Here is a 22,895-nt window from a genome sequence, read left to right as displayed (position 1 = left end):
CGTCATTCTCCGCTTAAATAATCAATTGCTTCTTTCTCCGTGGCGAATAATTTCATAAACGAATAAAATTTTACAATACGGAAAATTTCTGCGAGCGACCCTTTCACTCCGGCAACGACCAGTTCTTTTTGCTGGGCTCTGGCCGCCATCACGCTGTCGGCAATCATGCCGAGCCCGGCGCTGTTGATGTAGTTGACCGCTTCCATGTTAACAATCAACTGGTCAGCCCGTTCGGCCAGCAACTGTTCAAGCGCTTGACGAAACGATTCAACATTATTTAATGTAATATCTTCCGTCCATGTCAGTGTGCGAATTGCCCCTTGTCTCGTCTCCATCCTAGCTTCCTCCAATGGTCACTCATTTTTTTTTTGCATTTGCACATGCAAAGCAAGACGTTATTTCCCGTTCGCTTCACGAATACCTCGTCGACAATATGGGCGATCAGCTGCAGCCCTCTGCCGCGCGCCCCAGTGTTCACGTTGTCGGTTTTGGCGACAGAAAAGCATCCCCCTCGCTGCTTAACAATAATCGTAAACTGGCTTGTATCAATTTTCCAAAATATTCTAAATGGTAGTCTCCCTGTTTTTTGACAATATTCATATGCGTTCGTACACGCTTCCTCCGTCGCCAAGCGAAGAAAGAGACAGTCGCGTGGCAAAAAGCCTATCTCGTTTGCCAACTGCTCAGTAATGTCCATCGCTTTTAAAATGTCCACCGTTTTCATGATCGTCATCGTTCGAATCATGATCATATGCTTCATCGGCATTCCCCTATCTTTCTGTGCTTGCACGCGCAGTCAAACGCAGTATATCATCTTTTTCACTATTGCACACTCTAGCGCCGGGAAAAACAGGTTGGAATGCTATGCTTTCTTCTTTCTTAATTATTCCATCTACACAAAAATAGTTCTTATTTACCACAATAACATTATAATAAAAAACATATCACATTCCAATTTCCTATGCTTTTAGTCCTTAATTTCACTTTTGAGTACAAAATCTCCTCGGCTAGGATGATAAAAAAGGAACATCATGGATCTTATCGTCCGATGATGCTCCCTTCATGACGACGATGACTTAACTGATACACAAGGGCAATCAGCTGTGACCGGTCGTTGACACCTATCTTTTGAAAAATATTCGTGATGTGATTTTTTACTGTATGTACACTAATGAACAAACGCTCTGAAATTTCGCGGTTGCTACAACCTTGGACGAGCAGTTCAAGCACATCCATCTCTCGAGATGTCAGCTGTTCGGACAACATCTGAACATTAACTGTCTGCCCGCTCCCATCTTGAGCTGCGCTATTCATCATCATCACTCCAACAGCCACTAACGCTGTCACGTACACTTCGGCTTCTTTCGCCTCGTCCGTTTCTTTTAAATGAACCGCAAGAACGCCATAATAGCCATCACGGACAAAAAACGGCACTTCCATCACGGTTTTGTCTCCTACTTGGCGCAAAGACGGGACTTGACTTTTCGCCACCTGTTTAATACTACGTCCATAGTGGCGAAGCACATCCTCTTGGTAACAAGACGCCATTTCAGCGGAAATCGCTCCTTCATGAACGGTGACTGCCTTGCCATTAACATACAATATGGTACAAACGAAATCGCCGTAGGCAAGCTCGAGCGCAAACTGGGTCATCATGCGAACGATTTCTTCGTCATTTTGCACGACGTGCATCGCCCGACCAATTTCCATTAACATTGTCAACCGCATGAAATGACGGTTCATTTTCATATCAGCGGCCGCGCATTTCACAAGCAAATGCTCATATTGAACGAGCGCAGCGCCAAGCGGCTTCATCGCTGCTGGCAATGAGGATGCTGTCTCACTGCCAACAATGACCCATCCTTCCACTTTTTGCTCATATATCGCCGGATATATGATCATCGCTTTCGGGCGGATGCCATGACGGACAAAAAACGAAAAGCGTGGATCTAACGCAACATTTTGAAAATAAGAAGGACAGAGCGACATTTCAGGGAAGGAGAGCGGTGGAAACAGCTCATCGATCATTTTGCCATATAGGCGCGCGGCTTTTTCGCCGTTCGTTGCCGCCACCACCCATCCTTGCTGGCGCTTTTCGATATACAACGCCATATCAAGGCACTCATCCATCTTGCGCAGCTCGTGAAGCAGCTTGTCCATACGATTTACAGCCGAATGATCGGTTACCGCTGTTTTAAGTAGCTGTCCGTACTCATGGTATTTTTGTTTGCGGCGCTCGCTGCTGATTAATTCTCCACATATGGCTGCCATCTTTTCAATTTCGTTCAACTTTGCTTCGACCGCGCCAACGGGCAGTGCATCTGCCTGTTTGATGGCCGCCGTCCACTTCTGGGCATTATCGCCAATCAACTCTTTCGTTTCTTCCTCAACAAACACACCAGCCCAAACCCAATATTCTGCCCTCCCGTCGACAAGCACGGGAGCAATGATGCTTTTCAATCCGAAATGCCCAGCTGGTACAACAGTCGGCCGTTGTCGCCCATCAATCGCTAACTCCCGAGGGCAAAAAAACGAGGCGACTCCCTTTTTCTCGACAAATAAAACGAGCTCTGCCAGCTCGGTCATATTCGATACTTTCGTTACCGGATTGCCGTCATAATCCACAATAATCATGCTTAACCCCGTTAATGCCGCATACGCATCTTGGACATATTGCAACAAATCATTAATCGTCAATTCACCCTCAACTCTCCCAAACTATGTTTTTTCCTTATCTATTATGAACAAATGAACTGCAAGATATCAAGTTTCTGCTTTAACCGAAAGCAAAACAATCCGGCGCGGCGCCCTATGGAACGGGCGGCCGACGCCGGAAAAATAGCTGCTATCTAAGATAACGAACAAGTAGGCACATCGATCTGGACAAAAGCAAAGTTACCAATTGACGTGAAGCTCGAGCGTATGCAAACAATCAGCCAACTGCCGTTTAATCTCCGCCAACGCTTCTTCCGTCTTCGCTTCAGCGCGCAAGACAAGAATCGGTTGCGTGTTCGAAGGACGCACCAATCCCCAGCCTTCACGGAATTGAATACGAGCACCGTCGACATCGACGACCGGATAACGGCTGGCAAACCGTTTTTTCACAGCGTCGATGGCCACCGGTTTTTTCTCCTCTGGGCAGGTGACACGCGTTTCCGGCGTCGCCACATAATACGGCACGTCAGCAAACCACTCAGAGAGTGGGCGCTTGTCATGCGACAAGAGGCGAAGCAGCCGTCCCGCAGCGTACAAGGCGTCATCGTAACCATAAAATTCATCATTGAAGAATAAGTGCCCGGACATCTCGCCGGCAAACGGAATGGCCGGTCGGCGGCGCAACGTCGCTTTTACGTGTGAATGACCGGTACGGTGGAAAAACGGCCGGCCGCCGAGCCGCTCAATTTCTTCTACGAGCGCTTGCGAACATTTTACCTCAACCGGCGCCTCAGCTCCCGGATGGCGCTTGAGAATATCACGCCAGAACAATACCATCAGTTGGTCGCCCCAGCGGATCGTGCCCGTTTCATCCACGATACCGATCCGGTCGCCGTCACCGTCAAATGCGATGCCTAGATCCGCCTGCTCCTTGCGCACCGTTTTGATCAAATCAGCTAAGTTTTCCGGCACAACCGGGTCAGGATGGTGATTCGGGAACGTCGGATCGGATTCACAATAGAGCGGGATGACATCACAGCCCCATTCTTTGAGCACTTTTGGCGCAATGATCGACGGGGTGCCGTTGCCGCAGTCGACAACGACTTTCAGCTGACGTGGACCGAGCTGAATTTTCTCCTTCAACATCTTGATATATGCCGGGACCAGGTCAAGCGTTTCCTCACGCCCCCGCGTCACTTCGGGTTGTGCCTGTTGTTGGCTTAGCCGCTCCATCGCCTTTCGCAGCGCTTGAATGCGTTCGCCATAAATCGTTGTTTTTCCCATGGCGATTTTAAATCCGTTCTCATCGCCTGGGTTGTGGCTTGCGGTAACGATCATGCCACATGAAATGTCCGTGTTGTATAAGCTGTAGTAAAACATCGGTGTCGTCGAAAGCCCAATATCGATGACATCACAGCCGCCATCAAGCAACCCGTTTTTCAACGATCGATGCAGCGCCGGCGACGACAGGCGGTTGTCATGGGCAACAACCGCCTTCCGTTCGCCCTCATTTTGCATCATTTCAGCAAAGGCCCGTCCAAGCCAATAAGCAAACGACTCATCAAGTTCCTCGCCGGCACGCCCGCGAATGTCATACTCTTTAAATACGTGTGTTGGCCATGCGAACGGTTTCGTTATCGACGTATTCATCGAAAACCACCTCCACCGAAATCGATTGAGCGATTGCTGCTGTTAATAAGTATGATAGTGTTGACTCCGCCCCTCGATTTGGGTTCGGACCGTTCGGACCAAGCCCGTCGCAACAACTACCGTCGCTTCGATCGGCTAACGGAACGTTGCCATCATTTTTCCCGTAAAACCAAGCGAGACAGCGGCGGACAACGTCGCGATACCGCTCGTCCTCCGTTGCCCAATATGCTTCGCGCGCCGCTAAAGCAAGCTTCATCACATCAATCGGCTGCTGATCCCAGTCAGCGCGGTAGCGGCGGCTGCACCAGCCGCGGTTGCCGACCGGACGGATCGTTCCCTCCGGTCCGCTCATCATTTCTATTAAAAAGGCAAGGCTTTCTTCCGCTACCTCCCTCACCTCTTGCCTCGGTGCGCGCCGATACGCCGTCCAAAGTGCCCACGGCAGCACGCCATTCCCATAGGTCAGCTCCGGCTCATACCAACGCCAACCATCGTCTGTGTGCGTCCAATACGCCTCAAGCAACCGCCGCTCAAATCGTCCGGCCAGCGTCGCTAATTCTTCCTTGTCGACACCGGGTGGGCTTGCTTTCTCAAGCAAGAGGCCGCAAGCTGCCAACCCCCAGGCGATGCCGCGCAGCGAGTGAAGCTTCCACGCCGCCGGCATCCCCCGCCGCAACATATCTGCAGCTGCCTCGCACCGAGCTGGATCATTCAACTGAATATACGCCGACGCCACCGCCCAAAACGACCGCCCGAGGCAGTCGTCTGACGGCGTCTCTTCTTCTTTCGTCCGATCGAAGAAAAAATTATTATGAAATGTTCCATCGTCGTTTTGCGCCCAAAGCAGAAATGCCAAATATCGATCAAGCAAGCGATACAGACGTTTCTCCATCTCTCGATTTTTAAGCAGGGCAAGCCACTCTAAACATGCCCATATCGCACGGGCGTTATCGTCAGTCGAATAGCCCTCGCGCCGACGCGGAATGCGGCCGAGGCTATGTTCGAGCAGCCCGGTGTCGTCAGTCATGCGCTCTAGATGGTCGAACTTAATGACTGACGAAGTCAACCGCCTTCACCTCCCCGCTGTTGGCGGCGGTGCATACACGTTCAAATAAGGCGATATGCTGTTCGCCGACACGCGGCCAATGCGTGTTTGCCCCAATTTGGCGCACAATTCTCTCCCATCGCTCCAACGCCGCCTCATCGGCCAACAGCTGCACGAGCCGCTCTTCCCAGACAGACGTATTCCCATATGGCAACAACAGTTCTTCACAACCTTGCAACAAGTCACGTGCATGCTCATACGGTGTTGAAACAACCGGACGTCCGACGCCGACCGCATAAGCGAGTGTACCGCTTGTGATTTGTTGCATACCAGGGTATGGAGTGACATACAAATCGCACGCCGTCAAGTAATCAATCAACTCTTCCTCACTGAAATACCGATCTTCCATGCGAACATGATCGTCGAGTCCGAGCCGATGAATCAATGCTTTCAGCTCCTCACGGTACGCTTCACCTTCCCGTTTCTTCACTTCCGGATGCGTTTGGCCAGCGATGACATACAACGTTTCCGGCACCTTGCGGACGACGCCCGGCAGCGCGGTGAGCACTGATTCAATGCCTTTGCCGCGGCTGAGCAGACCGAACGTAAACATCACTTTACGGCCGTGAAATCCGAGGCGGGAGCGTAGAGATTGGCGTTCCTCGCTGCTTGGCCCCGGAGCGCCGTGCGGAATGTAGACGATTTTTTCCTCTGGGAGACCGAACGCCTTTACTAAATACCCGATAGCCTGCCGGTTCATGACGATAATTGCATCGCTTGCCGCTGCGATCTTCTCCTGAATCGGGCGATACGGCGGCTCAGGAGCAGCAAACACCGTATGGAATGTCGTTATGAGCGGTTTTTGGAGCGCCGCGATGAAATCGAGAATGTATTCACCGGCCTCGCCGCCAAAAATCCCAAATTCGTGCTGCAGGACGACCACATCAATATCACTTTCATTCACCCGTCTGGCCATCTTCTCATAAGCGGCACGATTTTGCGCTGGAAGCGGCCAATACGCAGGATTGCCGCGATAGGCGTCATCACCATCAATTTCGTTATAGAGGACAATCACCCGATCCCCCTCTACCTTTCCGCGGACGCTATCAATGCTTTGACGAAGATGTTCCGTAAACGTAGCCAATCCGCACCTGCGCGGCGGATATGTACTGACGTACGCAATTCGGGTCATGCTTGCACCGCCTCCTTAAACTGATTAATAATCGAATCTTCGAATACTTCTCCAGCCGGTGTCACCGTCCGGTAGCCAAAAATGCTGTTTTGCAAACGGCTGCGATCACGAATGAGGGAACGATCCCAGACAATCGTATGCGCGCAATGGACGCGGGAGCCGATTTGACAATCGTCACCGATGACGGCATACGGGCCGATGACTGCTTGATGCCCGATTTTCACATTATGACCAATTAGTACAGGGGGTACAAACAGCACACCCGAACTAATTTTGACATTTTCACCGACAAACACGCCCGGCTGAATCTCACGCCCTTTGATCGGGAGCGGAAACTCTCGGTTCAAGGCATCCCAATGCACTTGGCGATAACGGGCCGGCGTTCCCATATCGCGCCAATATCCGCTGCTGACAATACCATAAACGCCAGTGTTTTCTTCGATTAAGCGCGGGAATGTTTCACGTTCGATCGACACTTCCTGCTCAGCCGGAATGTAGCGCATTACGTCCGGTTCCAAAATATACATACCGGCATTGATCCGGTTGGACGGCGCTTCCTCACGGCGCGGCTTCTCGATAAAGCGCAAAATTTGTCCTTGGTCATCTTGTTCAACTACTCCATAGGAGGACGGATCGTCGACTTCCGTTAAAACAATCGTCGCGATGCCGCCGTGCTGTCGGTGAAAATCAAGCAGAGGAATCAATTGCGGCAAATGTACAATATCGGCGTTAAACACGAGGAATCGCTCATCAAGCCAACGTTCGGCATTTTTAATTGCCCCGGCCGTTCCAAGCGGGAATGGTTCAAGCGCGTATGTAATGTTGACGTTCCAACTCTTCCCGTCGCCGAAATAACGGCGGATCACTTCTGAACAATGGTGAGCAGCGATGACAAATTCATTGACTCCTTGATCGCGAAGATGAATAATGAGGTGCTCAAGCCACGGCCGATTTGCAATTGGGGCCATCGGTTTGGGGATGTTTTCGGTCAATGGACGAAGACGTGTACCTAATCCTCCAGCCAGCAACAATGCTTTCATTTCGTCATCCCTCCATATGATTTTTTCGCAAAAAACAGACAATCATCTTGACGGATGAACGAGAAAATGAAAGTGATTCATAGATTGCTAGCACTCAGCTGCAACGGTTGCTAGTAATAATATACATAATATTCCTTCTGTTACGCAAGCAAAATGATTGTCAGATACTGTCGATGAATAATTATTCATTGTTTACAAGTTTAAAAACTTGAAATCCCCCCTCTTTCTTTGCGGTATAATGAAGATTAGTAATGATATATATATATGTGGGGAAGGAGGAGAATACGCCATGATTTCTTCATCTTTCTATTACCGCGTCGGTATCGCCGGCGCCGGTGCGTTCGCAGAATTTCTCGCCGGTGCGCTCGCCCCGCTTCCTTCCTTTCATCTTGCCGCTGTCGCTGGGCGGACGGATGCCAAACGCCGACGTGTCCTCGACGCTTATCTTCGCCGAAAGCCAAAGTCAGATGATGTGCGCGAATATCGTGAAGCAGAAGAACTGATCGCTGACCCGCATGTCGATATTGTTATTCTTACCACTCCACCGCACTTGCACGCTCCGCTCGCCAAACAAGCGCTTGAGAAAGGAAAACATGTGCTGCTCGAAAAGCCTGGCGCCCTTGCTGCCGAGAAGCTCCACGCCAACATGGAACTTGCCAATCGCCGACAACGGGCGCTGGCCGTCAATCTCGTCTTGCGCTATCACCCGCTTGTGGAGGCCGTCAAACAACTCATCCACCATGCCCTGCTTGGGACTGTAGATTATGCGAGCCTACACAATGCGGCCCACCGCGTCGCTCAAGGCCATTGGTTTTGGGATGAACGGCAAAGCGGCGGTATTTTCATCGAGCACGGTGTCCACTTTTTCGAAGTCGGACGCCACTGGTTCGGTGAGGCGGCTGAAGCACGGGGATTCGCCTTAACGAATACGGACGGCACACGACCGCGCGTCGGAGCCACTGTCATCCACGAGCAGGGCGGTCGCCACATTCCGGTTCACTATTACCACGGCTTTACAATGGACCCAGCCGCCCCAGAATCAACGCATTGGGACATTCATACAACACGAGGGCGCATTACGCTTGACGGCTGGATTCCGATGCAGCTGTCCGTCTCCGGTCTCGTCTCGGCCGATGAAGCGGCCTGCATTGACAATCTGCTCGATGCCATTCCAAAACAACCGTCCGCTAGCGCCATCGAACAAATTGGGCAAGCAGCCAACCGGCTGTTGTCATCAACTGCACCATCAGACGCCCCGCGTATCCTGTACGAACGCACGGTTGCCCTCTCAGACCGCCACGGCTGGTACGAGGCGAGCGCTCAAGCGCGCTTTCTTGACTTTTGCCGCTTGATCGAAAATCCAAATGAGCGCGGCCTTGTCACCATGAAAGACGCCATCGCCGACATCGCTTTAGCTGAATCATGCACCGTCGCAGAAAAACTATCTCCTGCCCGCTAAGCACGGGCAACAAAACAAGCCTGTTGGGCTGCCGTGAAGGCAGCTGTCAACAGGCTTGTTCGTTTTCATTTCCCCATTAAGCTACCCGACATTTGCCTTCCTCTACTCACCGAACAGTACTCTTCACGCATTGGAAACAGGAGCCTTCTTTCGCAACGATAATAAATAGGATATCAATCATGCAAAAATATATATTTTCACCAAAACCCCTGAACCATCAACAGAACCGGACATACTAAAAAAGACATCGTTCCCTAGCCGTTATTCCCTAAAATCGTCAGCACACTCTCCTTGCTTTATATGAAACCGTATACGCACAACTACTCATCCGTTCTCGTTCCCTTACAAAATTGTAAGATGACCGTAAGCTTCCATGCACGGAAAAGCCCTATTCCATTTTCTACAATGAAGGCACAGTGAACAAATGATTGGGGGTCACAAAAATGGAACTTTTGCGAGTGGAACGCTTATATAAAGCTTACGGAACAGGAGAAAACAAAGTGGAAGCATTGAAATATGTTAATTTGTCCGTAGAAAAAGGGGAATTTGTAGCGATTGTCGGTGCATCTGGTTCCGGGAAAAGTACGTTATTGCATTTGATCGGCGGACTAGATCGACCAACAAGCGGCAATGTCTTCATCGACGGTGAAAATATTTACGATTACAACGAAGAAAAGCTGGCGATTTTTCGCAGACGGAAAATCGGATTTATTTTCCAATTCTTCAACCTTATCCCCGTATTAACGGTTGAAGAAAATATTTCGCTGCCGGCATTGATCGATCACGACAAAGTCGATAAAGCGTATTTAAATGAGCTGATTGACATATTAGGACTTTCGAATCGACGCAACCATCTCCCTTCTGAATTATCAGGCGGACAGCAACAACGCGTCGCCATCGGTCGAGCGCTGTTAAACAAACCATCCATTATACTCGCGGATGAACCAACCGGTAATCTCGACAGTAAACATTCAAAAGACATCATAGAGTTGTTAAAGTTTACAGCGAAAAAGTATAACCAAACGATCCTCTTAATTACGCACGACATTCAAATCGCCGAGATGGCCGATCGCATTGTGACCATCCAAGACGGCGAAATCATTTCCGACCAATATTTACAGCGAAGCTAACACTCTGGCCGACAAAGGAGAGAACAAGAGGATGAGGAGCTATAAGCAACTTACATGGAAGTACTTAAAAGCAAGCAAAAAAAGAACAGCACTCACCATATTAGGAATTACGTTATCTATTTCCTTAATCTCAGCGATCGGTCTGTTCCTCTTTTGGATACAGCAGGCAGAAATTGAAGAAACAAAACAAACCAAAGGCGCATACCATGTCATGTTCACAAAATTGGACAGCGATACGGTCAACAAAGTCATTCATAATCCAAACGTTTCAAGATACGGATTTTTCACCATCGGCGAAACAATGAGCATTAACGAAAAGGTGATGGTGACGGAATATATCGCCACAAACCGTGCATTAGAGCTGCTTCCGACGCATGTGAAAAAAGGCCGGCTTCCCAAGAATGAAACAGAAGCGGCTTTAGAGGAATGGTTGCTAAAACAAATCGATCCTCAGGCAACGGTTGGAAGCCGCATCACACTGCAACATAAACAATACACCGTTTCCGGCATATTAGGAAACGATGTGGAAAATCAAATAAGCAACAAAGGCATCTTATTGTCAAAAACGAACAAAATCGATGAAACGAAAGCCTCTCTTCTTGTTGAAATTAGTGAAAAGGCGGACTTGGAGAAAACCGTTAACGAGCTGAAGAAGTTGTCCGACGACCGATATGTTCAACTAAACACGAAGTTGCTTATTTTGCAAGGAGCCGGCGGTGACAATGAACAGGCCATCGGACTGTATGCAGCGGTCGCCATTATCATCGGAATCGTTGTGATCTCTACGATCGCCATCATTTATAACTCGTTCCAAATTGGTATTGTTGAACGGATCAAACAATTCGGCTTATTACGAGCGATCGGGGCGACACCAAAACAAATCCGAGCTGTTGTGATAAGAGAAGCGACCTTTTTATCATTGATCGGGATCCCTCTCGGCCTCCTGTGCGGCCTTGTCGCCATTTACGGCATCTTTTTCGCATCTAAGCTGATTGCGAACGAAGCGCTGTTCGCCACACCGCCGATCATCTCTCGCAACATCTTGCTCTTGAGCGCAGCCATCGGGCTCACATCCATTTATGTCTCCGCTTGGCTTCCAGCTCGTTTCGCTGGCAGCATCTCGCCGTTAGCAGCGATCAGCAGTCGCGCGCTGATCGTAAAAGAACGAATAAAAAAGCGCAAAAACAGGTGGATCAGCAAGTGGCTCGGCTTTGAAGGTATGTTGGCAGCGAAAAATATGAAGCGAGATCGCAAACGATACCGCATTACCGTCTTTTCAATTACCATTAGCGTCATGCTCTTTATTGTGTTTAAATCATTCATGGACATGGCTTTTATGATCAGCGAACATCCCAACGAGTCGAGAAACATTCATTTCTCCATCGTAAAAGACACGCCAGAGGCGAAAGGGACGGCCGCATCCATCTCTGCTGCCCTTAGAGCATTGCCGACAGTTGATAAAGTATACGAAGCTTACGAATCACATGATTTTTATGCCATTATCGACAAAGAGAGCGAGCTGAAGGCAGTGCAACCGTTCGAAGGCATTTACCAACCGATCGATTGGCCTGACGGCGAAAAAATAATGGTAGAAGCCACGATCAACATTTATGACAGCGAATCACTCAAGGCAGCCCGTCGCTATTTGGAAGCAGGAAATATTGATGAACAACAGCTGACAAAAGAAAACGTGGTCATTGTCATTAAGAACAACGAATTTTATAATGACAAAACAAAAAAATTTTACAACGGCCCAATCGCCCATCTGCAACCGGGGGATGAAATCTATCTAGAAAAAGATGTTGGCCAACGCGCGCCCGTTTCCTATAAAGATGCGATGCAAAAAGTGAAAGTGGCCGCCGTTGTCGAGGACGATCCGTTTCACTTTCGCAGCAGCAATCCAAGCAGATTAAAACTAATCACAACAAAGACAGTCGCGGAGCGTTTGCTGTCGCAACAAAAACTGCAACCGGTGCAATGGAATATTAAACTGAAAACGGCAGAGAGTGAAAAGGAGGCAGAAAAACAAATCGAAGCGGTGATTCGTCCCTACCCTTCTGTCATGCTCATCAACCATATCGATACAAACCGAAAAGCGAAGTCAAGCATTCTTATGCTGCAAATATTAGTGTACGGTTTTATCATCGTCGTCTCTTTCATTGGCAGCGTCAACATTATCAACACCTTAACGACCAATATCCTTTTACGAAAAAGAGAGCTCGCTTCCTTGCAAGCGATCGGCTTAACGAACAAAGGATTAAAGAAAATGATTGTGCTTGAAGGCGTGATGTACGGAACGATGGGGACACTGTACGGTTCGATCATTGGATGCGGCCTGTCCTATCTCATGTACATGTTTTTCATTGACGTGAAACAATTTTCATGGCAACCTCCGTGGACAGCGATGCTCATCGCTGGAGCGGCCGCTGTTGTGATCGCTTATTTATCCATATTGCCACCTTTGGCAAGAATGAAGAAAGAACATCTTATTGAAGCGATTCGGGAAGAGTATTAAACGAACACGGTAAGGATGCGGATCGCCATAATCCGCATCCTTTATTTTTCTAATTCGGCAAGCTATCATAAAAGGGAGGAAACGAACGGCTAGAGTACACAAAGGAGGAACACGAATGAGCAAACTACTGCTAGTCGAGGATGATGAATCGCTCGCACTCGGTATTGAATTCGCCTTGCAAGACGAGGGCTATGAAGTGTGTCGCGCTTCCACTCTCGAAGAAGGAAAAGCGCTATTTGCCTCGCAATCGTTTGATTTAATCATTTTAGACATCAATTTGCCCGATGGAAGCGGCTATGATTTATGCAAACATATTCGCGCCACAAGCGACGTGCCGATCTTGTTCTTGACCGCGCTTGATGAAGAAGTGAACATCATTCTCGGCTTGGAGCTCGGCGGGGACGATTACATCACGAAGCCGTTTGGCGTCGGCGTGTTTTTATCAAGAATTAAAGCGCTGCTCCGAAGAAGCGCAGGACATCGAGCCACGGGAATGATATTAAAAAGCGGCACCATCACCGTCGACCCGCTCGCGGCCACCGTCGAGAAAAACGGACAAAAAATCTCTCTTTCTGCTCAAGAATATAAGCTGCTGCTCACATTGATGGATCGCCCTTGCACCGTCATGAGCCGCGACGAAATCTTACGCGAACTTGCCGAAGGAACGGAAGCATTTTTCGATGAAAACACGTTAGCCGTCTATATTCGACGGCTAAGGGAAAAAATCGAAGATGACCCTAAAGAGCCTCAATATATCGTAACGCAAAGAGGCCTCGGGTACAAATGGAATAAAGAAGTGACGAGGGAGAAGATACTGTGATGAGCCGCGACTTTATGAACCCTGAACTGCGTCTTAGCTCTGGTGTGTTATTGTCATTAATGGCTTTCTTTTTCCTCGTTGCTTTCATCATGTTAAAGCTTCACCATGAGCAATTAAAAAGTGACTATATAGCCGTCTTCGGTTCCATTGCTTCACGAATTGTCGAGGAACACCCCGAACTCGAGCAAGATATCGTCCCGTTCATGACAACAGAAATCTCGCGTGAAGAAGAGGAAAAAGGGAAGGAGATCCTAGCGCAATACGGATTAACGGAGCAATTGAACGACGAATTATTTCCTTATGTCCACACGGCGATTCAAAAAAACGAGCGTGCAGTCGTGTTGTTGTTTCTATTGATGGCATTGTCGCTTTTTCTCCTTAATTACTCACAATATCGAACGCTTTACAGTCGCATTAGGCAACTTGCGCTCGCCGCAGAAAAGGTGGTGGAAGGCGACTTCAATATCATTATGAGCGAAACAAGGGAAGGTGACTTTTCAAAACTAGCGGTCGCCTTTAACGGCATGCGGAATACGATCCGGAATCAATTAGATGAACTGAAAAAGGAAAAACGGTTTTTAGCCGATTTATTGTCCGACATTTCCCATCAGCTCAAAACACCACTCTCTTCCATGATCATCTACAATGAAATTATGTTAGGGAAACAGCTGTCGGAAGAACAGCAACGCATGTTTTTATTGCAAAACGAAAAACAACTCGAGCGAATGAAATGGCTCATTCAAAGCCTCCTCAAACTCGCAAAACTCGACGCAAAAGCATTGCAAATGGATCGCCAACAGCAAAGCTTAAACGAAACCGTTTGGCAATCGATCGACGATTTGCGTGAGCAAGCGGTCGAAGCAAATGTTCATATTCGCTTTGAAAACAGTGAAGAAGTTGAATTCAACCATGACCGTCTTTGGTTGAAAGAAGCGTTCATCAATATCATAAAAAACAGCATCGAACACACCCCACCGGGAGGGAACATCGATATCACCATCGTCTCCCATCCGCTTTATACAAGGGTGGTGATCGCCGACACGGGAGAAGGCATCAGCCAAGATGATCTCCCTCACATTTTCAAACGCTTTTACAAGGCCAAAACGTCGAAAAAACCTGACTCGATCGGCATCGGATTGGCTTTAGCGAAATCGATCATCGAAGCGCATGGCGGCATGATTGAAGCGAAGAGCGAACTCGGAAAAGGTACGACGTTTTCCATTACTTTTCTTAACTATTGACGGAAAAAGGCTGACCTTAAAGTAGCGCAAAACATCACCAACTCATACCATAAACAAATCTTCTCATGCGGAATTGTACTTCCCGCGGTCACCTCTTGCAACGGTGAAGAGTGAAGCCTTGGAGCAGTTGGCTCCAAGGCTTCATTGAATGACTGTGGGCCAATTCCGTTTTCCTTCATCGGAATCAATGCCTCGTTTGCCTATGAACAGCTCTTTGCCAACAGTGCCTCAACGGTAGGGAGATCAGCGGGCGCCCATGCCAGGGTACGAAGCTGAGAGAACGGCACCCACCGGAGCTCGGCATGCTCCCGTGCCCGCGGCTCCCCATCGATGAGGCGAGCTTCATATGTCTGCAAATGAACGATGGCGTGTTCATACTTATGGAACACATCAGCTAACAGCTTGCCGACCGAAATGGTACAGCCAAGTTCCTCACGAATTTCTCGAACTAAGGCCGCTTCCGAACTCTCTCCTTCTTCCACTTTGCCGCCTGGAAACTCCCAAACGTTCGGCAACGACATCTGCGGCCCACGCAACGCGCATAAGACGTCCCCCTGTTCATTGCAGATGGCTGCCCCGACCACGTGGATAACCCGTTTCATTGCTGACCTACCTCTCTCATCGATATACGCCATTTTAGCAAAAAACGTTTCGTTTTCCAAAATAGTGGAATTTATTCAAACATTGTGCTATAACAAATGTGGAACCTTTTTACTAGGAATTGCGTATTCCCGAATAAGAACCATCACCGACAAGGGGGAGAGTCGATTGTTCAAAAAACTGTTAAGCTCCATCGGCATTGGGGCGGCCACCGTCGATACGAAACTTGCCAAAGCGCAATACGCCCAAGGGGAAACGGTCGAAGGAGTCGTCGAGGTTCGCGGCGGCAGTGTTGAACAGCGCATTGATGAAATTTATCTCGCTTTAGTGACAACGTATATTCGCGAGATCGATGATAAGAAAGTCGAAGAAAAAGCCGTACTCGCCCGGTACCGGGTGTCCGACTCCATGACGATCCAGCCGAATGAAACCAAAACGATTCCGTTTCAATTCGCCTTGCCATATGACGTGCCAATTACGCTCGGCTCTTCAAAAGTATGGCTGCAAACCGGCCTTGACATTAAAATGGCGCTTGATCCACAAGACCGAGACTACCTCACAATCGAACCGCACCCGCTCGTCGCAGCATTTCTCGAGGCCGCCCACCAGCTAGGATTCCGTCTCCGCCATGTGCAATGCGAACAAGCGCCGCGCTATTGGCAACGGCGGCTGCCGTTTGTCCAAGAGTTTGAATTTCGACCGACAAGGGGAGCATTTAGAGGGCGCCTTGACGAATTGGAAGCTGTCTTTTTTGTTTCTGAACATGGAGTGGAAACCATTTTAGAAATTGACCGCAAAGCGCGCGGATTCGCTGGATTGCTCGCCGAAGCGCTTGATATGGACGAAACGCTCGTCCGGTTTACCTATGGACCGAACGATATCGCATCATTGCCGCAACTGTTGGCCAATGTGATTCAACGCCATAGCTAAAGCTAAAAAACAAAAGGGGCCATCGGCCTCTTTTGTCCCATAATGAAGCACATCGACATCTTACCCCTATGTCCCCCTATCGCTGCTCTACAGACGAAACAGCATGGTTTCTTTCAGCGAAAATGCCAGCAGTACTTAGGTCGTCCATTGATCATGAACAATCCCAACCAATCTCCATGAGCCGCCATCTTGTTCAAAGACAAGGCGCAAGCTCTTCCAATCCATACCGTCATATTGCTCGTCAAACCCGGTAAAATGAAACTCCACAAATACTCCATCAGGATATACTTCATGAATGTTTTCTAGTGTATTGCCTTTCCCGATCACGATGTTGTTTCCAATCATATGTGGATTAGCAAAATCCACATCATAAACAAACTTCTGAAAATAATCGCTAAACGTCATCATGATGGGCTCCCCAGACCCGTCAAACGTACCAAATCGATAAATACGGTTGCTTTTCATAAGTGAAGGGAGCTCGTCTTTCGCAAACACGACATCGTTGGCGATATCGACATGGCCATACGGACTGAAACGCACCCCTTTGTCTGGATGGACGTACATCGCAAGCCGATCCATATCCTTCGCCTTCAGCGCCTCGACAATCGCCAATGCAGCGGACAATACCTTTTTCTCGTTCATTGTTTGCCACTCTGCCGCTTTTTTGGCCAATTCTTTGTTCTGCTGTTTCAGCTGATCAATGAGCTGCGCCTGTTCTTGTATTTGCTGGTTTAGTTTGACTTTGTCGCCCGACTCGTTCACGCAACCAGAAATCAGCAATAAAAAAAGCAACCCGAATACCGACGTCTTCTTCATCACCCAGCCCCCTCTTTCGTTGAAGACAATGTTATACGATGACAACAGCAGGAAATACTGTCCCCCTTGCTCCACCTTCCATTTCCGAATGCTGAAACTAAAGCAAAAGTTTCCATTCATTTTATGTTACCTTCGCTTTTTGGTGCATACATTGGATATGAATAGATGACATATTCCTATCTCCTGCGCGGGCGCTGAAAAGAGTGTTTATTTTAATGAATTATACGATGCCAAAAGACGTTTCTCTACTACATAAACCTTGATATTTGAAACTTTCCAAAACCACTGGCATGAAGAAATACCGCTCCTCTAAAGGGGGCTAAGCCATCTTCTTCACTGTTCAAAGGCAAGAGCTTTCTGCAAAAGGAAGGTGACCCCCATGAAATTCATAAGGCCACTAGAACGCTTAAAATGGATATTCACAAAAAAATTCAACCGGAATCACGCAAAAATAAAGAGCACAAAAGAAATGTATTCGGTGAAAGGCTATAAATACAGTCCGAAACGTCACGCCATGCATATGAGGATCGTTCATGCGATCATGAAACAAGCCCCTTCTCCCCCAAAAACGGAAAGGCCCATAGCCATTCTTATTGGCGGCGGAACAGCCTCTGGAAAGACGATGATGCGAAAAACGGTGATTGAAAAACAATTAGCTGAAGAAGGTGTACAGGCAATCATCGTAGATCCTGATGACATAAAAACCTACATTCCCGAATATCACTCGCTGCAAAAAACTCATCCAAATGACGCCGCCCGTCTCGTTCATCAAGAATCCCGCGACATTAGCAATTTATTATTGAAACAGCTGATTCGCCATCGCAAACATTTCATTTACGAAGGAACCATGGCTAGAACGAGGGCATACAAACAGTTGATGAAGAAGCTAAAAAAAGCCGGTTATAAAGTGCATATTTATATCGTTGACATTCCTCTCGAATTAGCGAAACAACGAGCCAAGGAAAGAGCAAAGATGACCGGAAGAAAAATTCCTTATCAAGTAATCGAAAATACACACAAGCTAGTCCCACGAACGTTTCAAGCCATTAAAGACTTCGCTGATCGTTACTATGTATACGACAATCAAGACAAACTCGTACTTATTGCCTCTAACGATTACATAGAGCCTGTCTTATACAACAATTTTTTAAAAAAAGGAAAAACATAATAAAAATGGCGGCAAACCGCGTCGGGCGACCACGCTGCAGCCGCTTTTCTTACTTACGTGCTCCATGTTTCTTTTTCATGTACACTTCATACTCTTTATACCAAAGCTTCCGCATCCCGTACAAAACGGAAAAAGCCCAATAAGCAGCCGGTTCGTGCATGATAATTGAACTGAATGGAAGAGACGTTAAAGACTGGCGCAACATCTTATCGGCCTGACGGCTAGTCAGGTTGCCAATCATCATCAACTCATTGCGGATTTCGTGTAAAAATCTATAGTTTCTAGCATTTTCCGAGTTCTGTATATGATTCCACAGCTGCTTTAACAAGAACGTTTTCATATATATGTCTTCCGGTTTGAAAGCCACAATATCTAATGTGGATAAACATTTTACGGCCCGCATGCTATTTAGAGAAAGCTGATCTTTTGTACGGGAAACTTTGATTTTCTCAATATTAGTCAAATGCCCCTTAGCTACCGGTCCATACACATAGTCGTAATGATGTCTCTTCCCCGTACGACAATCTAACACAAACCGTTCCCATGACCGCTGATGGCGCTCCCATCCCGGCTCATGAGGCAAGGAAAACTCTTTTCCGTTTAATTGCCGCAGCTGGCTTACATTCAGCTCGTACACTAAACAAGCTGGAATTTTAATCTCCGGGTGATTGAAATACTGAGACTGGCTCATATTAAGTTGGGCCAGTAAGTCGGGAGAAATTTGCGGATGCATGGCCCTAATCTGCGCCCAGTTTTTTGCTTGTTGAGGGTTTAACGTAACATAAAAGCCTTTTCCGAAATCAGTAAGCTCTCTCTGCACATCAAGCCGTATCCCGATCTTTCTAATGATCCTTGCGGCGAACAGATTCGTTCCATGATAAACCGTACATGTATCATGAGCGGGGAGCATAGGGAGACTTCCTCCCTTCATTGGAGATGATAAAACGTAGTCCATATATACTTATGAGAAAGAAAATATACGTATTACCTAGGAAGCTAGTGAACCGCAAGCGTTTCCGTTACTTCACAATTCTCAAATGCATGTAAGAGCAGAGTCACAAAGTTTCTCTATGTAAAAAAGCCCTCTCTGGCGCCGTGTTTACGACGCAATCATCGACCTTTTAGGCCAATTCCATTATGAAGCAGAGCCTTAGAAAGGAGGATTTATTGAGGAACACGGTGCAACGACGAAACTTATCAAAATAGAAAAGCTTTACAAACCTTACTCCACCTAGAAGACCGCTGCACAATGGAAAACGCTCGTGTTTCACCAACTTTCTAGAATGTAAAAAATACTGTCATGCATAACAAAATCCCCTTTCAATAGACAGAAGTCTACCAAAAGGGGATGTTCAGCAACTCTAGTATCGCCTTAACCTATTACGCTTTGACCGTCGTATCTTTATCTTTCGGTTTTGTAAAGGAACGATACGCTTCAAGGACGAGGAAGATACACAAGACAAACAAGATAAACCCACAAACCACAAGGAAGATATTGCCGCTCAAGAAATTCGTTCTCATGAAGACAAGCAACGCGGAAAGCGTCACAATAAACATAAATATCATCGGGATGATCGCAAACCACGACTTCGTCCCTCTTTTAACAAGCCAGACGCTGACGGCCAACAACGCCAACGCGCCAAGCATTTGGTTGGCAGAACCGAATAGCGGCCATAAATCGCTCCACGTTCCCGAGAGCGCCAGCGCCGCCGCACCGACGACGATCACTCCTGTTGCTACATGAGGATTGGCAAACGTCTTGGATCTTCCTTCCGCAAACTCTTGCACACCGTATCTCCCGAGCCGTGTCGCTGAATCTAACGTTGTCATGAGAAAAGCCGAGGCAGCCAGAGCAACAAAGGTTGTGCCTACCGTTTCCGGAATGCCAAAATGGCTCATAAAATACCCGAGACCAGCAGAGAAAGCGGGGATCGGCCCGCCTAACTCAGCGAGTCGCTGCGTGAACTGCTCCGTCGTCAAATACGCTACCGAGCAGACAACAATCACCGCCAAAAACCCTTCAATCAGCATCCCACCGTAGGCGATGAAACGGCCGCTTCGTTCGTTGTCCAACTGTTTGGCTGTCGTGCCGCTCGCCACCAAGGAATGGAAACCAGAAATCGCGCCACAGGCAATCGTAATAAAGAGAATCGGGAACAACGGACCTAAATTTTCATTGTAAAAGCCGGTGAAGCCGGCGAGTTGAAGCGTCGGATTCGCAAAAAGAATGCCGATAAACCCACCGAGCATCATACCGTACAACAAATACGAGTTCAAATAATCGCGCGGCTGCAAAAGCAACCAAACCGGCAACACGGAGGCTACATAAGAATAAATGATCAAGAAAAACACCCAAAACGTCGCGCTCATTTTAATCGGGAACACGATGCCGATCCAAACGCAAGCAAACATGACAATGACGCCGATGATGCTCGCCAACACAAAATTGACGCGCATTTGGTTGACGAAAAAGCCGAACAACATCGCCACGAAAATAAACAATATGGAAGCAGTCGCTGCCGCCGGAACGTTAGCAAACGTATCGGCAACCAACACGATAAACACGCCAACAATAAGAATAATGGTCGCGATAGAGAACGATAAAAACAATGTTTGGCCGCGCTTGCCGATATACTCTTTAATGACCGTGCCAATCGACTGGGCTTTATGGCGGATCGATGCTTGCAGCGAGGCATAGTCATGCACCCCGCCAAAGAAAATGCTTCCTAACACAATCCACAACACAGCCGGAATCCAACCGAATACCGCCGCAGAAATCGGACCAACAATCGGACCGCCGCCCGCAATCGTAGCGAAATGGTGACCAAGCAAAACGGGTCGATTGGTGGAAACATAGTCCTTCCCGTCCGCCATCTCCACCGCCGGCGTCGGCCGGTTTGGGTCCACGCCGAGCTTGCGGTCAAGATACTTGCCATACGTAAAATAAGCAACAATAAAGGCAATAGCCGAAATCAGCAATAAGGTCACCGCGCTCATAGGCTAATTTTATCCTCCCTCATTAGAGTTTCGATCGACTTGACGAACGACCTTCCCTTCGGGTGGATATGAACGGTTTTTTGAGTAGGATGGAGGACGGCCATATACATCTCAACCCACCCGTGCCAGCCGAATTTTAAAAACTTTACTTTTCGATACTTCCTCACCTCCTTCAAAACCACTTCATCGAGTTTGCCATCCGCAATGATAAGGCCGAGTACAATCGTAGACATATGTTCTGTATGTTCTTGAATAAATTGATGTTTATGTTGATCGATGACATCCCGAAATCGCCTGACAAATGGTAACGAGACGGGTTCATTTGCGACAGTAGCAAAAACAAGTTGTTGGTTTTCCACACCGTATACTTTAATCTTTTTTGTTACCATATACCGTTCGTCTCTCCGCTTGTAGTGGGCAATAAACGCGAGGGGGAAATCGCTGATTTGTTCATCGCGGTATACATCAAAATATAAAGTGAATTTGTTAGCTAACTCATGGGCAAAGCGGGTCAACCGATCTCCCACCATTCGTTCTCCCCCCTTTAAAAATATTTGAGCCCTTCCACCCGAATCGTTTTAAAAAAGGGTGGACCAGTCAGTTTCACCTTCAGATGGTTTTGTTTAAACTCCAGACCTTTTTCTATAAAACACGTAATCCCGTGTTGAACAATCTTTTTGTAAAGGCTTTCATTTTCAGGCCTCTGAAATTCAACCCACACTTCTGATGCCGGGACACAACAATGGGTCGCTTGGAACTTCGAAATGGTCAATACACTCCCCTTCTCCCTTAACCACTTCCTAGCGTTGTCGTCAATGGAAATGGAATAATCCATCGTTCATCCCGCCCATTAATAATTTACTATTTTTCTGTATATTCTGTATAGTATATTATACATTAGTTTGATTTAAAAATGCACCCTTTTCTTACACCCTCCTCATCGAAAAGTGGGGGGATTGAGCCAAAATCATACCGCAAAAAGATGGTTTTTTCATACATAAGACTTGCTGTTTAGAGTTCCCCCAAAGCCAGTGATTTTCATCGGCCTCCTAAGCAACCTTGAACACGGGCCGTCTTTTCACCATTGAACGCCCTACACCAACTTCTTGATTCAAGATAATAAAGCCCGTTCCCTTCTCATCTAGGGAACGGGCTTTTCCTTACGATGACAATTTCACAAGCAATACAAAACAATCGTCATGGAATGAGCCAATTGAATCTTGCGTTCATGGGGATGGGTTGTTTAAGTTTGCGGCCTCCGGCAAAGTCACCTGAAGGAAAAGCTCAAGGTCAGGAACCCCTTTCTTTAACGCGAATCTTTGTCAACGATTCGTCCAGTAATGATTTCCGCATAACCCAGAACCTTTTTATGCTTCAGTGGAAATGGTAACTCAATGATTTTATCTAAGCGAACTCGCTCAGTAATCATACCATTTCGGGATTCGATAGCTATATCTATCTTGCTAGGATCTGGATAATATTTAGGATCTTGAAACAAATCTATAAAGATAAATTTTCCTCCTTTTTTAAGACGCCCTAATGGATGATGTATAAAATTTTGTGTAAAGCATTTTGCTAGAACAAAAGAAAAAAGGTAGGGTGTTCTCTGATTTGGACCAACACATTCCAGAGAAAGG

21 protein-coding genes are annotated in these 22,895 nt (G+C 47.5%); 8 read left to right on the top strand and 13 right to left on the bottom strand.

Annotated elements, in window-relative coordinates; translation table 11 throughout:
* Positions 1-2 precede the first annotated feature (2 nt).
* The 7 genes from NSQ22_RS02175 to NSQ22_RS02145 form a co-directional block, all read right to left on the bottom strand.
* The gene (locus NSQ22_RS02175; protein WP_008881250.1) at positions 3-335 is read right to left on the bottom strand and encodes an STAS domain-containing protein; all 333 of its coding nucleotides are present in this window, start codon (positions 333-335) and stop codon (positions 3-5) included.
* The gene (locus NSQ22_RS02170; RefSeq protein ID WP_087959851.1) at positions 302-760 is read right to left on the bottom strand and encodes an ATP-binding protein; all 459 of its coding nucleotides are present in this window, start codon (positions 758-760) and stop codon (positions 302-304) included. The genes NSQ22_RS02175 and NSQ22_RS02170 overlap by 34 nt, the downstream gene beginning before the upstream one ends.
* A gap of 278 nt (positions 761-1,038) precedes the next feature.
* Entirely contained in the window at positions 1,039-2,697 is a 1,659-nt protein-coding gene (locus tag NSQ22_RS02165) for a helix-turn-helix transcriptional regulator (protein ID WP_008881252.1), read from the bottom strand.
* A 198-nt stretch (positions 2,698-2,895) separates the two neighbouring features.
* Entirely contained in the window at positions 2,896-4,305 is a 1,410-nt protein-coding gene (locus NSQ22_RS02160) for a phosphomannomutase/phosphoglucomutase (protein WP_011886735.1), read from the bottom strand.
* Complete coding sequence (locus NSQ22_RS02155; protein WP_029761496.1) at positions 4,256-5,371, bottom strand: hypothetical protein; 1,116 nt, start codon at positions 5,369-5,371, stop codon at positions 4,256-4,258. The genes NSQ22_RS02160 and NSQ22_RS02155 overlap by 50 nt, the downstream gene beginning before the upstream one ends.
* Complete coding sequence (locus NSQ22_RS02150) at positions 5,352-6,542, bottom strand: glycosyltransferase family 4 protein (RefSeq protein WP_011886733.1); 1,191 nt, start codon at positions 6,540-6,542, stop codon at positions 5,352-5,354. Before NSQ22_RS02150 ends, NSQ22_RS02155 begins: the two co-directional genes overlap by 20 nt.
* On the bottom strand, positions 6,539-7,582 hold the full coding sequence (locus NSQ22_RS02145) for an NDP-sugar synthase (protein WP_008881256.1): 1,044 nt from the start codon (positions 7,580-7,582) through the stop codon (positions 6,539-6,541). The genes NSQ22_RS02150 and NSQ22_RS02145 overlap by 4 nt, the downstream gene beginning before the upstream one ends.
* A 289-nt stretch (positions 7,583-7,871) precedes the next feature.
* Between NSQ22_RS02145 and NSQ22_RS02140 the strand changes: the two genes are divergently transcribed.
* The 5 genes from NSQ22_RS02140 (at position 7,872) to NSQ22_RS02120 (ending at position 14,747) form a co-directional block, all read left to right on the top strand.
* Entirely contained in the window at positions 7,872-9,041 is a 1,170-nt protein-coding gene (locus NSQ22_RS02140) for a Gfo/Idh/MocA family oxidoreductase (protein WP_171355692.1), read from the top strand.
* A 443-nt stretch (positions 9,042-9,484) separates the two neighbouring features.
* Entirely contained in the window at positions 9,485-10,171 is a 687-nt protein-coding gene (locus tag NSQ22_RS02135; protein WP_008881258.1) for an ABC transporter ATP-binding protein, read from the top strand.
* A 31-nt stretch (positions 10,172-10,202) separates the two neighbouring features.
* Positions 10,203-12,686 carry an ABC transporter permease gene (locus tag NSQ22_RS02130; RefSeq protein ID WP_171355693.1) on the top strand — a complete coding sequence of 828 codons (2,484 nt, stop codon included), beginning with the start codon at positions 10,203-10,205 and terminating at the stop codon, positions 12,684-12,686.
* Positions 12,687-12,801: 115 nt separating this feature from the next.
* Positions 12,802-13,506: a response regulator transcription factor gene (locus tag NSQ22_RS02125; RefSeq protein ID WP_008881260.1), complete on the top strand. Its 705-nt coding sequence runs from the start codon at positions 12,802-12,804 to the stop codon at positions 13,504-13,506.
* Positions 13,507-13,595: 89 nt separating this feature from the next.
* Positions 13,596-14,747 (top strand): HAMP domain-containing sensor histidine kinase, encoded by a 1,152-nt coding sequence (locus tag NSQ22_RS02120; protein ID WP_339264118.1) that lies wholly within the window; start codon positions 13,596-13,598, stop codon positions 14,745-14,747.
* A 200-nt stretch (positions 14,748-14,947) separates the two neighbouring features.
* On the opposite strand, the gene NSQ22_RS02115 is transcribed toward NSQ22_RS02120, so the two are convergent.
* Complete coding sequence (locus NSQ22_RS02115; protein ID WP_029761499.1) at positions 14,948-15,349, bottom strand: (deoxy)nucleoside triphosphate pyrophosphohydrolase; 402 nt, start codon at positions 15,347-15,349, stop codon at positions 14,948-14,950.
* Between the two features lie 166 nt (positions 15,350-15,515).
* Here NSQ22_RS02115 and NSQ22_RS02110 point away from each other — a divergent pair, with 166 nt between their 5' ends.
* A complete protein-coding gene (locus NSQ22_RS02110; RefSeq protein ID WP_008881263.1) occupies positions 15,516-16,277 on the top strand; it encodes a sporulation protein in 762 nt (253 codons plus the stop codon).
* 135 nt (positions 16,278-16,412) lie between these two features.
* Here the strand turns inward: NSQ22_RS02110 and NSQ22_RS02105 are convergent, their stop codons facing one another.
* Complete coding sequence (locus NSQ22_RS02105) at positions 16,413-17,093, bottom strand: YebO family protein (RefSeq protein WP_223812807.1); 681 nt, start codon at positions 17,091-17,093, stop codon at positions 16,413-16,415.
* A gap of 379 nt (positions 17,094-17,472) precedes the next feature.
* Here NSQ22_RS02105 and NSQ22_RS02100 point away from each other — a divergent pair, with 379 nt between their 5' ends.
* Entirely contained in the window at positions 17,473-18,261 is a 789-nt protein-coding gene (locus NSQ22_RS02100; RefSeq protein WP_078172601.1) for a zeta toxin family protein, read from the top strand.
* 49 nt (positions 18,262-18,310) lie between these two features.
* On the opposite strand, the gene NSQ22_RS02095 is transcribed toward NSQ22_RS02100, so the two are convergent.
* The 4 genes from NSQ22_RS02095 to NSQ22_RS02080 all read right to left on the bottom strand — a co-directional run bounded on the left by NSQ22_RS02095 (position 18,311) and on the right by NSQ22_RS02080 (position 22,093).
* Positions 18,311-19,192, bottom strand: a complete 882-nt coding sequence (locus tag NSQ22_RS02095) for a DUF3990 domain-containing protein (RefSeq protein ID WP_339264115.1) — start codon at positions 19,190-19,192, stop codon at positions 18,311-18,313.
* A gap of 449 nt (positions 19,193-19,641) precedes the next feature.
* The gene (locus NSQ22_RS02090) at positions 19,642-21,258 is read right to left on the bottom strand and encodes a carbon starvation protein A (protein WP_011886730.1); all 1,617 of its coding nucleotides are present in this window, start codon (positions 21,256-21,258) and stop codon (positions 19,642-19,644) included.
* Positions 21,255-21,788 (bottom strand): hypothetical protein, encoded by a 534-nt coding sequence (locus NSQ22_RS02085; protein ID WP_008881270.1) that lies wholly within the window; start codon positions 21,786-21,788, stop codon positions 21,255-21,257. Before NSQ22_RS02085 ends, NSQ22_RS02090 begins: the two co-directional genes overlap by 4 nt.
* 14 nt (positions 21,789-21,802) lie before the next feature.
* Positions 21,803-22,093, bottom strand: coding sequence for a CC/Se motif family (seleno)protein (locus tag NSQ22_RS02080; protein WP_151506739.1), 291 nt, complete (start codon positions 22,091-22,093; stop codon positions 21,803-21,805).
* A 330-nt stretch (positions 22,094-22,423) separates the two neighbouring features.
* Between NSQ22_RS02080 and NSQ22_RS02075 the strand changes: the two genes are divergently transcribed.
* Positions 22,424-22,648 (top strand): hypothetical protein, encoded by a 225-nt coding sequence (locus NSQ22_RS02075; RefSeq protein ID WP_339264113.1) that lies wholly within the window; start codon positions 22,424-22,426, stop codon positions 22,646-22,648.
* The last annotated feature ends 247 nt before the right edge of the window (positions 22,649-22,895 follow it).

Source organism: Geobacillus sp. FSL K6-3411 (assembly GCF_037965715.1).
Classification (GTDB): Bacteria; Bacillota; Bacilli; order Bacillales; family Anoxybacillaceae; genus Geobacillus; species Geobacillus thermodenitrificans.
The sequence above is the reverse complement of the archived record's forward strand: the minus strand, read 5'-3'. Positions and strand labels throughout refer to the sequence as shown.

Bases quoted from the DNA above. Each gene is read 5' to 3' on its own strand.
- NSQ22_RS02175 (WP_008881250.1), bottom strand. From the start codon at position 335: ATGGAGACGAGACAAGGGGCAATTCGCACACTGACATGGACGGAAGAT.
- NSQ22_RS02170 (WP_087959851.1), bottom strand. From the start codon at position 760: ATGAAGCATATGATCATGATTCGAACGATGACGATCATGAAAACGGTG.
- NSQ22_RS02160 (WP_011886735.1), bottom strand. From the start codon at position 4,305: ATGAATACGTCGATAACGAAACCGTTCGCATGGCCAACACACGTATTT.
- NSQ22_RS02150 (WP_011886733.1), bottom strand. From the start codon at position 6,542: ATGACCCGAATTGCGTACGTCAGTACATATCCGCCGCGCAGGTGCGGA.
- NSQ22_RS02145 (WP_008881256.1), bottom strand. From the start codon at position 7,582: ATGAAAGCATTGTTGCTGGCTGGAGGATTAGGTACACGTCTTCGTCCA.
- NSQ22_RS02140 (WP_171355692.1), top strand. From the start codon at position 7,872: ATGATTTCTTCATCTTTCTATTACCGCGTCGGTATCGCCGGCGCCGGT.
- NSQ22_RS02135 (WP_008881258.1), top strand. From the start codon at position 9,485: ATGGAACTTTTGCGAGTGGAACGCTTATATAAAGCTTACGGAACAGGA.
- NSQ22_RS02130 (WP_171355693.1), top strand. From the start codon at position 10,203: ATGAGGAGCTATAAGCAACTTACATGGAAGTACTTAAAAGCAAGCAAA.
- NSQ22_RS02125 (WP_008881260.1), top strand. From the start codon at position 12,802: ATGAGCAAACTACTGCTAGTCGAGGATGATGAATCGCTCGCACTCGGT.
- NSQ22_RS02120 (WP_339264118.1), top strand. From the start codon at position 13,596: ATGTTAAAGCTTCACCATGAGCAATTAAAAAGTGACTATATAGCCGTC.
- NSQ22_RS02115 (WP_029761499.1), bottom strand. From the start codon at position 15,349: ATGAAACGGGTTATCCACGTGGTCGGGGCAGCCATCTGCAATGAACAG.
- NSQ22_RS02105 (WP_223812807.1), bottom strand. From the start codon at position 17,093: ATGAAGAAGACGTCGGTATTCGGGTTGCTTTTTTTATTGCTGATTTCT.
- NSQ22_RS02100 (WP_078172601.1), top strand. From the start codon at position 17,473: ATGAAATTCATAAGGCCACTAGAACGCTTAAAATGGATATTCACAAAA.
- NSQ22_RS02095 (WP_339264115.1), bottom strand. From the start codon at position 19,192: ATGAAGGGAGGAAGTCTCCCTATGCTCCCCGCTCATGATACATGTACG.
- NSQ22_RS02090 (WP_011886730.1), bottom strand. From the start codon at position 21,258: ATGAGCGCGGTGACCTTATTGCTGATTTCGGCTATTGCCTTTATTGTT.
- NSQ22_RS02085 (WP_008881270.1), bottom strand. From the start codon at position 21,788: ATGGTGGGAGATCGGTTGACCCGCTTTGCCCATGAGTTAGCTAACAAA.
- NSQ22_RS02080 (WP_151506739.1), bottom strand. From the start codon at position 22,093: ATGGATTATTCCATTTCCATTGACGACAACGCTAGGAAGTGGTTAAGG.
- NSQ22_RS02075 (WP_339264113.1), top strand. From the start codon at position 22,424: ATGACAATTTCACAAGCAATACAAAACAATCGTCATGGAATGAGCCAA.